13 protein-coding genes are annotated in these 12321 nt (G+C 53.6%); 3 read left to right on the top strand and 10 right to left on the bottom strand.

Going from position 1 to position 12321, the window contains the following annotated elements; genetic code table 11:
- Position 1: 1 nt before the first annotated feature.
- The 4 genes from QSK07_RS13275 to QSK07_RS13290 are packed head-to-tail and all read right to left on the bottom strand — an operon-like array spanning position 2 to position 3946.
- Positions 2 to 949, bottom strand: coding sequence for a carbohydrate kinase family protein (locus QSK07_RS13275; protein ID WP_098050244.1), 948 nt, complete (start codon positions 947 to 949; stop codon positions 2 to 4).
- Between the two features lie 5 nt (positions 950 to 954).
- Positions 955 to 1794, bottom strand: coding sequence for a carbohydrate ABC transporter permease (locus tag QSK07_RS13280; protein ID WP_285721581.1), 840 nt, complete (start codon positions 1792 to 1794; stop codon positions 955 to 957).
- Positions 1784 to 2692, bottom strand: a complete 909-nt coding sequence (locus QSK07_RS13285; RefSeq protein WP_285721755.1) for a carbohydrate ABC transporter permease — start codon at positions 2690 to 2692, stop codon at positions 1784 to 1786. The genes QSK07_RS13280 and QSK07_RS13285 overlap by 11 nt, the downstream gene beginning before the upstream one ends.
- Before the next feature lie 9 nt (positions 2693 to 2701).
- Complete coding sequence (locus tag QSK07_RS13290) at positions 2702 to 3946, bottom strand: extracellular solute-binding protein (RefSeq protein ID WP_285721580.1); 1245 nt, start codon at positions 3944 to 3946, stop codon at positions 2702 to 2704.
- A gap of 306 nt (positions 3947 to 4252) precedes the next feature.
- Here QSK07_RS13290 and QSK07_RS13295 point away from each other — a divergent pair, with 306 nt between their 5' ends.
- The gene (locus QSK07_RS13295; protein WP_098050103.1) at positions 4253 to 5422 is read left to right on the top strand and encodes an ROK family transcriptional regulator; all 1170 of its coding nucleotides are present in this window, start codon (positions 4253 to 4255) and stop codon (positions 5420 to 5422) included.
- Between the two features lie 37 nt (positions 5423 to 5459).
- Here the strand turns inward: QSK07_RS13295 and QSK07_RS13300 are convergent, their stop codons facing one another.
- The 3 genes from QSK07_RS13300 to QSK07_RS13310 all read right to left on the bottom strand — a co-directional run bounded on the left by QSK07_RS13300 (position 5460) and on the right by QSK07_RS13310 (position 8472).
- Positions 5460 to 6734 (bottom strand): Glu/Leu/Phe/Val family dehydrogenase, encoded by a 1275-nt coding sequence (locus QSK07_RS13300; protein WP_285721579.1) that lies wholly within the window; start codon positions 6732 to 6734, stop codon positions 5460 to 5462.
- A gap of 464 nt (positions 6735 to 7198) precedes the next feature.
- The gene (locus tag QSK07_RS13305) at positions 7199 to 7582 is read right to left on the bottom strand and encodes a DUF1090 domain-containing protein (RefSeq protein WP_285721578.1); all 384 of its coding nucleotides are present in this window, start codon (positions 7580 to 7582) and stop codon (positions 7199 to 7201) included.
- Positions 7583 to 7701: 119 nt separating this feature from the next.
- Positions 7702 to 8472, bottom strand: a complete 771-nt coding sequence (locus QSK07_RS13310) for a MerR family transcriptional regulator (protein WP_285721577.1) — start codon at positions 8470 to 8472, stop codon at positions 7702 to 7704.
- A 360-nt stretch (positions 8473 to 8832) separates the two neighbouring features.
- Here QSK07_RS13310 and QSK07_RS13315 point away from each other — a divergent pair, with 360 nt between their 5' ends.
- Entirely contained in the window at positions 8833 to 9228 is a 396-nt protein-coding gene (locus QSK07_RS13315; RefSeq protein ID WP_098050107.1) for a hypothetical protein, read from the top strand.
- Positions 9229 to 9271: 43 nt separating this feature from the next.
- On the opposite strand, the gene QSK07_RS13320 is transcribed toward QSK07_RS13315, so the two are convergent.
- On the bottom strand, positions 9272 to 9745 hold the full coding sequence (locus QSK07_RS13320) for a nuclear transport factor 2 family protein (RefSeq protein WP_285721576.1): 474 nt from the start codon (positions 9743 to 9745) through the stop codon (positions 9272 to 9274).
- A 55-nt stretch (positions 9746 to 9800) separates the two neighbouring features.
- Positions 9801 to 10235, bottom strand: coding sequence for a 6,7-dimethyl-8-ribityllumazine synthase (locus QSK07_RS13325; protein ID WP_285721575.1), 435 nt, complete (start codon positions 10233 to 10235; stop codon positions 9801 to 9803).
- Positions 10236 to 10623: 388 nt separating this feature from the next.
- Between QSK07_RS13325 and QSK07_RS13330 the strand changes: the two genes are divergently transcribed.
- A complete protein-coding gene (locus QSK07_RS13330) occupies positions 10624 to 11331 on the top strand; it encodes a phage antirepressor KilAC domain-containing protein (RefSeq protein ID WP_285721574.1) in 708 nt (235 codons plus the stop codon).
- A gap of 136 nt (positions 11332 to 11467) precedes the next feature.
- Here the strand turns inward: QSK07_RS13330 and QSK07_RS13335 are convergent, their stop codons facing one another.
- Complete coding sequence (locus tag QSK07_RS13335; protein WP_285721573.1) at positions 11468 to 12265, bottom strand: MetQ/NlpA family ABC transporter substrate-binding protein; 798 nt, start codon at positions 12263 to 12265, stop codon at positions 11468 to 11470.
- Positions 12266 to 12321 lie beyond the last annotated feature (56 nt).

A 12321-nucleotide genomic window follows, 5' to 3' on the forward strand; every position in this document is an offset into this window, starting at 1 on the left:
GTCAGCGCACCTCATTGGTTAATTGGAGTTGTTGCCAGCTGGGATAGCGACGCGGAGAACTGCTTATCGCCTGTGAGGCCACTTCAATGCCCCAGCGCAGTGCGGTATGTGATGACTGTCCATAGAGAAGTGCAGTGAGAAAACCGGCATTAAAACTGTCTCCGGCACCAATGGTATCCACTACTGTTACTGGCTGGGCGGCAGCAAACTGTACCGAGGCGGCGGACCAGAGACGTGCGCCCTCTGCGCCACACTTAAACACGCAGCCGCCGCGACCACTGAGACGGGCGGCCAGCCGTTTACCACTCTGTTCCAGCAGATCCGCGCCCGCCAGACCCAACGCTTCTGCCTCATTCAGCAGCAGCCAGTCGCAGTCCGCCAGCCAGCTGCCCATCTCACGGCGAAGCTCATCGCTCCAGCCCGCAGGCGGCCAGCCAGTGTCCACGGCCACACTGAAGCCACGCTTTTGTAGCTTGGCCAGTAGCGCCGGATAGTGTTCATAGAGTTCAAGACAGAGAAAGGTGCCGCACAGCAGCACGATGTCGCCTGGCGTCGCCTCCAGCGGCAGCTGATCCAGCACGTCATCCGCGGTCAGCACGGTAATATGGCCATGATTGCTCAGAAACGATCGTTCATTATCGGGATGGGTTACGCCCACCGTCAGCGAGGTCTCACAGGCGTAGCGCGGCCAGTGTGCGGCGCTGTGGGGAAAATGACTGGCGAGCCAGTGGCTGAAGCCATCATCGCCCTGATTAGCGATGGCGCGATGCGGCACCTGCATCGCCTCCAGCGCCAGCGCGCAGTTACCCGCAGACCCGCCGGGACGTAACTCGCTGTGCTGCAGCATCACTTCCGTACCGCGTTTCGGCCACTCGCTAAGCGTACTCATGATTAAATCGACATTGATATTGCCCACCACATACAGCGTGGACGCAGTGCTGTTATCTATCGTTATCATCCCTTACTCCCTCCGCTGGTAAGACCGCTGACCAGCGTCTTCTGCAACCAGATGGCAATTAACAGAGGCGGCACTGACGCCAGAATGCCAATCGCTGCGATCAGCCCGTCATCGGTGGCGCGTCCGGCGGTGAAGCCGGCAATCGCGACCGGCAGGGTCTGTGCCGAGATATTGCTGGTGAACAGCAACGCATAGAAAAACTCATCCCAGGCGAGCAGCCAGCCAAACAGGGCAGCTGCCCCCAGTACCGGCTTCGCCAGCGGCAGCGTGATGCGCAGCATGACCTGCCAGAAGCGCAGGCCATCCAGTCGTGCCGCCTGTTCGATATCGCGCGGCAGCGAGTCAAACTGATTCTTCAGCATCCAGGTCAGGAACGGCAGGATCAGCGAGCAATAGACCATCACCAGACCGGGACGGGTGTTGAGCAGCCCCAGCTGTTGCAGCAGAAAGTAGAGCGGCAGCACAAACGCCACTGGCGGCACCATATAGATAGCCAGTGCGCCAGAAAGCCAGGTATCGCGTCCGCTGTAGCGCGAGAAGCTGAAGGCGGCAGGTATTGCCAGCAGCAGCGAGATTGCCGTCGCCACCGTGGCCACCAGCAGACTGTTGCCTAGCGCATGCAGGAAAATGTTGCCCGGCTGGTTCGGTGCCAGCGAAACCAGCCCCTGATAGCGACTGAAATCCCACTGACGTGGCAACCATTCCAGTGGCACGCGGGATAGATCGCTGGCGGAGCTGACGCTCATCAGAAAAAGCCAGCCCATCGGGGCCAGAATGCTGATGGCGACCAGCAGCGCCGCGCCGTAACGCAGCACCCGGCGCAGTTTAGTTTTCATAAGCGGAACTCCGGCGGCGCTGGTGCCATAACATCAGCAGGTAAAGTGTGATTAGCAGAGCGCACATCAGGGTCATCAGGATCGCGTAAGCGGCACCGCTGCCGGCACGCAGGTAGCTGAACGACTCCTGATAGACAAAAAAGCTCAGGGTTTTGGTACTGTCCACCGGTCCGCCGCGCGTCATCACGTAGATAATGTCAAAGATCTTAAAGGCATCGATGGTACGTAACACCAGCGCGACGCCCAGCGGCGCGACAATCGCCGGAAAGGTAATCGCACGGAAACGCCGCCAGGCAGACGCACCATCCAGCCGTGCCGCTTCAAACAGATCTTCAGGGATCGACTGCAGCGCTGCCAGCACCAACAGCGTGACCAGCGGATAGTTTTTCCAGATATCTGCAAACATCACCGCATTGAGCGCCGCGTCCGGCGAACCCAGCCAGCTGCGATAGCCATCAATAATGCCGAGCTGGCTGAGCAGGGCGTTGATGCTGCCGTAATCGGGATTAAAGTTAAGCCGCCACATCATGGCGTTGACGATGGTCGGCAGCGCCCACGGCAGAATCACCAGCACCCGCAGCACGTTGCGTCCGACGAATTTCTGATTCAGCAGCAGCGCCACCAGCACGCCAATGATGCCTTCGAAAGTGACAGACACCAGCGTGAAGTAGAGTGTGCGCCAGACAGAAGCCCGAAAATCGGGATCGCTCAGCGCATAGAGGTAGTTTTCCAGCCCAATCCAGGCAGGCGTTTCACTGCTGCCAATCAGCGCAGCATCGGTAAAACTGAGCCAGATGGTGCGCAGGAGGGGCCAGGCGGTTAACAGCAGCATCACCAGCAGCATGGGTGCCAGAAGCACCCATGCCTGACGCTGTTCACGTTGACGCAGACTCAACATCATGACTCCTTAACGCAGCCGGGCGGCGCTTTTATCCACCGTCGCCATCGCATCCTGCGCCGGGATTTTACCCAGCAACACCTGCTGTAACTGCTGCTGCAGCTGGTTCGACAGGCGTGAATAGTCGGCGGTTTCAGGACGTGACAGCATCACGTTCAGCGATTTATCCGCTGCGGTAATCAGGCTCTCCTGATCCTTTTTCACCGCTTCGTCCTGATAAGAGGATTTCCAGATCGGCAGGCTGAGCTTTACATACTGGTTTTGCACCGGCTGTGAAGTCATGTACTGAATGTATTGCCACGCCTCGTTAGCATGGGTGCTGCTTTTGGTGATCCCCAGACCCATTGAGCCATTCACTGCACCCACTTTTCCTGGCGCATCGCCTGGCGCAGGCATGATGCCAACATCGCCTGATACTTTGCTCTGCTTGGGATCGTTTGCCATGTTGTACATGTAGGTCCAGTTCAGCGCGAATGCCGCATCGCCATTCGAAAACGATTTGCGTACATCCTCTTCCAGATATTCACGGGAAGCCGGGTTACTCAGGCCTTCGTCGAGCGAGCTTTTCATCAGGTTCAGCGCTTTAAGTGAAGCCGGGCTGGAGAAGTCGAGCTTGCCATTCTGATAGAACTGTCCACCCAAGCCTGAGACCAGCGTGGTGTAGTCACACACCAGCGCTTCCGCCTGGGACCAGCTCCAGACAAGCGGGTAAGTCACAATCTTTTTCTCTTTGATGATTTTCGCGTCATCCAGCACCTGCTGCCAGGTCTGCGGCGGGGTGGTGATGCCCGCTTTTGCCAGCATCGCTTTGTTGTAGTAAAGGTATTTGGTATCGAGGATCCACGGCATCCCCAGCGTTTTACCCTTATAAATTACCGTGTTCATCGCGCCCGGGAATACCTTCTCTTTCTCATCTGGCGTGATACGCGCGCTGACATCCTGCAGCAGATCAAAGCGGATAAACTCCGCTGGCCAGATGGCGTCGAACAGCACCACATCATAGCCATTGCCGCCTGCGCCACGCGCCGCCACGATTTTGTCGTGCAGCGCTTCATAGGGAACAAACTCCAGATTGACGGTGACATCCGGATGCTGCTTCTGAAAATTCTGCGTCATCGCGCGAATGTCATTCTCGCTATAGGCCGCCTGGGTCATAAACAGAGCATTGATCTGGCTGGCCGCCGCGCTGCCTGCGCTTAGCATCAATAAGGCGGCAAAACCGGCTTTCAGTTTAGAGGTATAACGCTGTGACATGGTCTTCTCCACCAGGTAGAAACAGGGTAGCAACAGGCTGTCGGTTAATTAAATCAATTTGATTGATTTAATCGGGGGCATAATTCTGGTCAGTGGGAGAACTGACCTGGCAGTATCAAGCAAACGGCGTGCCACAAGATTAAAAACTACGCAACAGTGCCGTAACAACGCTGAAACTCAGACTGCGCTTTTATGGCAAAATTGCCTAATCTGATACGCGGAATTTGCGTGCAGGATCAAAGATATTGTTTGCCCGAATGCTTTCAGAGACCAATACTGTCGGGTCCCGCTGTAATGGAAAACAACATGAAAACCTCGGGTACAAACCTTGAACATGCGCGGGCGCATAACCGGCGTGTTGTAATTGAAGCCATCCGCCTGCACGGTGAGCTGACCCGTGCCGAACTGGCGCGTATGACGGCACTGACGCCGCAGACCGTGTCCAATATCGTGGCTGAACTGGAGCTGGCCGGATTGCTGACCAGCCGTCAGCCGCGCCGCAGCGGGCGCGGTCAGCCTTCGATTCCGGTCACGCTTAATCCCACCAGCGCCTGGTCGATTGGCATTCATCTTGATCACCAGACGCTCTTGCTGGTGCTGGTCGATCTAAGCGGTGAAGTGCATTTCCGCCGCCTCGTGCTGGTGCAAAAGCCTCAGCCTGCTGCTACCCTGGCGTGCATTGCTGGAATACTGGAGGAGATGCGCGCTTTTCTGGGCACGCAGTGGAAGAAGGTACTGGGGATCGGCGTGGTGATGCCGGGACCTTTTGGCGTGGAAGGCATTTCATCCGTCGGGCCGACCACGCTGAACGGCTGGGAGCAGGTGGATATTGAAGCTGAGCTCGCCGCTATCAGCGGGCTGCCGGTAACGCTGGAAAATGACGCCACGGTCGCCGCCATCGGCGAACGCTTTCACGGTACGGCGCGCCATCTCAACTCCTTCATCTATCTCTACATCGGCACCGGTCTGGGTGCCGGCATTTTCACCGATGGCCACATCTATACCGGTCATGCTCATAATGCCGGAGAGATTGGCCACATTGTAGTGGAGCCGGGCGGACGTGACTGCTATTGCGGTAATCAGGGCTGTCTGGAACGTTATGTCTCATTACAGGCCGCCTATGAATTCTGCGGGCTTGATCCGATGCGGGCGCTGCCTGAAGATCTGCTGCAGATTGAACCTGCGCGTTTCACCGCCTGGATTGAGAGCGTGACAACGCCGTTGCGCCAGGCAATCAATATTCTGGAGTCTGTATTTGATGCAGAGGCGGTAATTATTGGCGGGATGATGCCTGCGCCGTTGCTGGAGCAGATGGTCGCGCGCCTGCCGCCGCTTTATCAGTCGGTGCGTGGACGTTACCTGTTAAACATGCGACTGAAAACGGGCATGACCGGCAGCGATACCGCTGCGCTGGGGGCCGCTGCGTTACCGATCTTTGATGAATTTAATCCGCAGTTTCAGGTGCTGATGAAGTAGAAAAATGGCGCTGTTGCAGACAACAGCGCCATAAGCATTAACCCGGGTAGATACCGCGATCTTTACGCGCCATCAGGATCCGTTCACACGCCACGATATACGCCGCAGTGCGCAGCGAGCAATCCTTCTCCTTCGACTTTTCCCAGATATGAACCATCGCTTCGGTCATAATCTTATCGGAACGACGATTGATCTCATCTTCACTCCAGAAGAAGCTGGCCATGTCCTGAACCCATTCGAAGTAGCTGACGGTCACACCGCCGGCATTACAGACCACATCCGGCACAACGATAATGCCGCGTGTTGCCAGCATATCATCGGCATCCGGATAAGTCGGACCGTTTGCGCCTTCCAGAACGATTTTGCAGCTCAGCATCTCTGCGCGCTCGCGGGTAATCTGGCCTTCCAGCGCGGCCGGGATCAGGATATCCATCTCAGTGGTCCAGAACGCCTCTTTATCAATGCTCTGCGCACCAGGGAAACCAGCAATCTGCTTATGGGCGGTCTGCCATTCGCTCAGCGCGGCCATATCAATGCCATTGGAATTATAAATCGTTGCAGTATGATCCTGAATCACCACCACGCGCCCGCCCGCCTCATCAAACAGACGTGCCGCTTCGCTGCCGACGTTACCGAAGCCCTGAACCGCCACACGGGCGCCTTCAATTTCAATACCTGAACGACGGGCCACTTCACGGCCAGTGATAAACACCCCACGGCCGGTCGCTTTTTCGCGGCCCAGTGAACCGCCCAGATGAATCGGTTTGCCGGTCACCACGCCGGTAATCGTGGTGCCGTGGTTCATGGAGTAGGTATCCATCATCCACGCCATCACTTTGCTGTTAGTGCCCACGTCCGGTGCCGGAATATCTTTTTGCGGTCCAATGATGATGCCGATCTCGCTGGTATAACGACGGGTTAGCCTCTCAAGTTCACCATCGGAAAGTTTGAAGGGATCGACCCGGATGCCGCCCTTAGCCCCACCGTAAGGCAGGTTAACTGCAGCACATTTAATGGTCATCCACGCAGAGAGCGCCATGACTTCATTAAGATCGACATCCGGATGATAGCGAATGCCACCTTTACCCGGGCCGCGTGAAAGGTTGTGCTGAACGCGATAGCCCTCGAAATGGCGAATCGAGCCATCATCCATCTGGAGAGGAATGTCGACAATCAGCGCACGTTTTGGATGCCGCAAAGTATCTATCCAACGTGAAAGGTCGCCCAGATAGGGCGAAACCCGGTCGATTTGCTGTAAGTAGGTGGACCAGGCAGATGTGCTGCTTTCAGACGCATAAGATAACTTATCCATAAAAAACCTTTCTTAATTAAGTTATTTATTGTGTGGAGCCGTGGATGGTGAGCGCATTGTATGGCGCGGACATAATCTAACACTTCTGAAACAAATAAGATGGGAGGGCTACGCTGTAAAAGTGCGGCCGCGCCCCATTTCGGGGCGTTTTCAGTGAATAGATTTTGAGAGATGCCCATTAAAGACGAATAATAATGCGATTCAGGTGCGTACGGACTGCATATGAAGGGTGTTCTCGCTATCTTTCAATTCTTTGAAGGTGTTCAAAAAGTTAAATAATTGATCTTAGCTTCATTGACTTTGGTGCACCAATTAAGTGCATGAGAATAAGTAATCAAAGGATTACCTGAAGTAATGGATTGAGCAGGGAATAAGCAGTCTAATCATCTGGTTAGGATAAATAAGATTGCTAAGGGTGGGAAAGAGAGATAACGGGCCTGCGCTGAAAGGCTGGCCCGGACGATTTACTGCCGCATAGCCTGTTCGGCTTCATTCAGCTCTTCATGCGCTTCTTCCAGCTTATCTTCGCGCTTCTGAATCTTGCTGGCACTGCGTCTTTCCGCTTTCGCTTTTGCCAGCTCCTGTTCACGCTCCCGCACCTTAAGCTTTTTCTCTGCCACTTTTTCCTGGCGCTGTTTTAACAGGCTTCCTTCAGTGCAGTTCTGATCCACTTCGCGCAGCGCTTTTTCAAGGCCGGCAACCTGATGGGTATTATTGTGCTGGCGGGCGAAGGAAATCTGGGTCTCAATCTGATGCTTTTTGGCGGCACAACCGGTCAGATTGGATGCCGCATGCGCAGCGGTGAAAGTCAGTGGCAACAGGCAAAGGGTCAGTAAAGTCTTTTTCATCGTTGTCTCGTCAATGAGTCAGGTCGAAGGACAAGTATACGTAGCCACCTTAAGATATTCTTAACGAAAAAAATTATTTACTGGCGCGGTAAAGCGGGGAATGGAAAAGCTGCCTGCTGTCAGGCAGCGCTGGAAGAGGAAGTTTGTGAAAAATGCAGATTACGATCAGGTCCACTGAGCATAACCGGAAAACCATCTTCACTCTGCTGCTCAAAATAGTCCTGCATCACCTGACTGATCCCCGCGCCACACCACATCACATGATGTTGATGGATGGCAGTTTTAATAGCAGGCTGTCCGGTGGCACGTGAGTCAACCGCGACATTAAAGCCCATAGCCGTCAGACGAATCGCCTCAAGCCAGATTTCCGTTTTATCGAGTACGCTCACCGCTTCCAGAAACAGAGAAACGGACGATTTATTACGCGATGAGACGCGCATCACTTTGTCCGCCTGCTGCTTAACGGCTTGCTCAAAACGGTCGAGACGTCGTGACGCGCCCTGACGGTGGTCGGCATAGAGCCAGACGCTCAGCGGCCGCAGCAAATTAATGATGAAATCCTCACCGCTGTAATTACTGGACATGTTGTGCATCTGACGTGAAAGCGACAGCGGTGTGCCAAATTCAAGCTGCCAGAGCATGTCGCCCTTACGCGCCGCCCAGCCGTAGGTCTTGACTGCCGATGCGTCCTGCTGGCCCTGCCTGATCTCATTAAGTGTTGCGCCGGTTGACGTTAAACCAACCAGAGTATGGATTTCGCTAAGATGAGTATTGCTCCACTCGTCTGCATTCTGCTGTGATGTCAGTAATCCCTGCTTCATCCAGCGCTTCAGATTCGCGGGATGCGTGCCGGTTATCGCACAAACAGTATCGGTAGTATGAAATTGCATATCGTGCCCTCTGCTGAGGAAAAGGCCGCCGGAATTAACCGAGGATGAACAACCACTATGAACCTTATAATCGTTAATTAACAGTGTTAACGCCCGTTAAGAGCGTAGAAAAGCACGCGTCAGGCTGCGCTTATTCGGTTTGCTGAACAGGTTATATTCAGCGCGATCAGCAGGTTAAATGCGCTATTACTCATCATAAAAAGACTGTGTATTTATTCAGTAAAGATTCTTTACGCAATGCGTCCGTAAAAGCAGCGCTGTTTTGTCCATTTTAAGAGCATGCTGACTTCCCACCCCCTTACATCCGGCCTGCAAACCGCTAAAATAGTCGGTTCTGATGATCAGGAGAAAGAGTGTCCAATGCGTTATCGTTTTACTCTCGCCGTTATGACGGTTGCTACTGTACTGACTGGCTGTGCGAAACATGCCGCCAACGATGCACCAGATGATTTTGCTGCTGGTCCGACACAGATCGATGTCTCACATATCAAGACCCGCGCGGATGATGGCTCCAGTGTATTCCTGACAGTTGATGGTAAAGACGCTGGCAGATTGCCGAATGGTGAAAGCAAACTGCTGCATGTGCCGGCGGGTAAGCATCAGGTGGGGGGATATGTGCCGACGCTGTTTGGCATGGGCCGTGTCACCATTGCGCCAGTTGAAGTGACCACGTCACCTGAAGATGTCAAAAAAGTGGCCTATACGATCACCCGCAACAAAGCGACCTTTGTCGAGAACAAGGGCGAGCAGGGCTGAGTTGATAACGGCGGAGAGCAGCGCTCTCCGCTGGAAACACCTGTTATAAACCGAGCTCGCTCAGGGAAGGATGGTCATCCGGGCGACGCCCCTGTGGCCAGTGAAACAGCCGCTGTTCTTCGCCGATTTTCAGGTCGTTGATGCTGGCAAAACGCTGCGTCATCAAACCCTGCTCATCAAACGCCCAGTTCTCGTTACCATAAGAGCGATACCACTGTAGCTGCTCGTCGTGCCATTCATAGGCAAACCGCACCGCAATCCGGTTCTGGTCAAAACTCCATAGCTCTTTAATCAGCCGATACTGCTGCTCCCGCTGCCATTTTTGCTGCAGGAACGCGACAATATCCGCCCGGCCGGTCAGAAAGGTATCGCGATTACGCCACCGGCTATCTGCCGAATAGGCCAGCGCCACACGTTCAGCATCCCGACTGTTCCAGCCATCTTCAGCGAGCCGTACTTTTTCTACTGCCTGTTCAGGCCGTGTAAATGGCGGTAAGGGCGGGCGTAAATTTTCCAACTTTCTCTCCTCAACAGCGGGGGCAGATGCGTTATCCGCATCTATGACAGGTTAATCAGAGGTCGAGCGCGTGGATCTGACAGACAGCGCGTGCCGCTTCCTGACCCTTTTTAATAAAGTGCTGAGTATAGAAGTCGATGAACTCTGCCGATGGCTGGAAATTGTGTGGCGTCAGTGACACGGAGAAGACGGGCACGTTAGTCGTCAGCTGCGCCTGCATCAGACCACTCACGACCGCCTGAGCGACGAAATCATGGCGATAGATGCCGCCATCCACCACCAGTGCTGCACAGACAATCGCATCGTAATTGCCGGTCTGTGCCAGACGTTGCGCCAGCAGCGGCATTTCAAAAGCGCCAGGAACATCCCATGTTTTGATCTCGTATAAGGCACCGCGACTTTCCAGTTCCTGTTCAAACCCGGTCAGAACCTGAGAAACGATTTCGCTGTGCCAGTTAGCTTTGATAAAGGCGACTTTCAACGGCTGCATGACTTACTCCAGTAATAGATAACATTCAGTGGTAACGGGCCAGATCGAGCCTCAGCACACCGAATCAAAATAGTGAGCATCGCAGGTCAGTAACCTGCTGAGAGCCATCACTATACTGCAATGTAAAGAATCTTTGTCCATCATTGTGATTATATGTAAATAACAGATAGCGTCATTAGCCTTACTGGCTGCAGGAAATGTGCTACTAACATTGATTAACTCGCCCTGAACACACCTTCCAGACCGGAAAATGCCTTCTGCTCCCTTGTTTGCGTAACCGGTTCCATTTACGTTATTGCTTAAATAAAATACTGGATATATGAACAGTTATTTGTATAATAAATGGACTGCCCGCCGGGTATTGGTAGCGTTAGCGAGGGGTGAACCCATGATGATTTCGACTGAAAGCCTCAAATCTCTGGAACAATCGGTCACAATGAGCAGCCGTGAATTGGCTCAGATGACCGGCATTACACACGGAGAAGTGAAGCGGTTAATCAAAAGTCTGGAAACGGCTCAGCGTCTTTCTCAGCCACTCAAAGTAAATGACTATGAGCGGGATGGAGAAGTGCGACAGGAGTATCGTCTCAGCAAGCGTGACTCTCTGCTGGCTGTGGCGCGTCTTTCTCCGGGCTTCACGGCTGAAGTGCTGGACCGCTGGCAGGATCGTGAAAAGACCACGCATCTGCCTGACTTCACCAACCCGGCTGAAGCGGCTCGCGCATGGGCTGAGCAGTTTGAACAGCGTCAGGCGGCAGAGCAGCAGCTGGCCCTCTCGGCTCCAAAGGCGGCGTTCTTTGATAGCTTCACAGAAGTTGAAGACTCGCTGGGTTTTCGTCAGCTCTGCAAGATGCTGAAAGTGAAAGAGCCGGAGTTCCGCCAGTTCCTGCTGGATCGCAACATCATGTATCGCGCCAAAGGAACGCTGACGCCGCAACACTATCATCTGCAGGCGGGCTACTTTACGCTGCATACCGGCACCGGTGAAAACCAGCACGCTTTTTCTCAGGCGCGCTTCACCTCGAAAGGGGTGAAATGGGTAGCGAGTCTGTGGGCGGGGCATCTCTCTGCTCAGCCTAAAGGTGCAGCCGCGTAACTTCGCCTCTGGCTTTCCTGACGGTCGCCTGCACGCAACCCGTGCCGACGGACATGCAAATGAAAAATACGGATATAAAAAAGGCCGCATCAGAGTGCGGCCTATTTTGAACGTTCAGGATCGATTACTGGGCGGTTTACCAGCCTTTAATGGCATCACCTTTGTAGACTTCTTCGGCTTTGGCCGCAACTTCCGGTGACTGCAGCGCAGACTTCAGCTTCTGAATTTTGTCGCTGTCTTTATTATCTTCACGTGATACCAGTGCATTGACGTAAGGCGACGAGGCACTTTCCATAAATAAACCATCGCGATGTGCTGATAATCCAGCCTGAGCCGAGAAGTTAGTATTGATGATGGATAAAGCAACGTTCGGATCGTCCAGGGTGCGGGTCAGCTGTGGCGTATCCACTTCAACCAGCTTCAGATTTTTTGGATTTTCGATGATATCAAGCGAGGTCGGTAAATAACCCACACCGTCTTTCAGTTTAATCAGACCCTGTGCCTGAAGTAACAGCAGGCTGCGTCCCAGCGTGGTCGCCTCATTAGAGAGAGTAACAGTGGCACCATTCTGCAGTTCACTGATGTTTTTGATTTTGTGCGAATAGGCTGCAATCGGGAACACGAAAGTTTTGCCCACCACTGCAAATTTATAGCCGCGCTCTTTCGACTGATCTTCAAGATAAGGCAGGCTCTGGAAGGCGTTGGCATCAACCTCTTTGTTATTCAGTGCTTCGTTTGGCAGCACATAATCATTGAAGTTAAGAACTTCAACATCGAGCTTGTATTTATCTTTGGCAACCTGCTGTACCACCTGCCAGATTGCTTCATCCGGCCCGGTATTAATCGCGACTTTAACTTTATTATCGTCGTCTTTAGAACAGGCGGATAATAATAAAACAGAACTGGCGAGTAATGCTGTAAACAAACCTTTCATTATCAGAAATCCCTCAGATAGTAGATGGCTTCAAAGATAATACAGAATGCACAGGT

Origin of the sequence: Pantoea sp. QMID4, assembly GCF_030270445.1 — a bacterium.
GTDB classification, from domain to species: Bacteria; Pseudomonadota; Gammaproteobacteria; order Enterobacterales; family Enterobacteriaceae; genus Pantoea; species Pantoea vagans.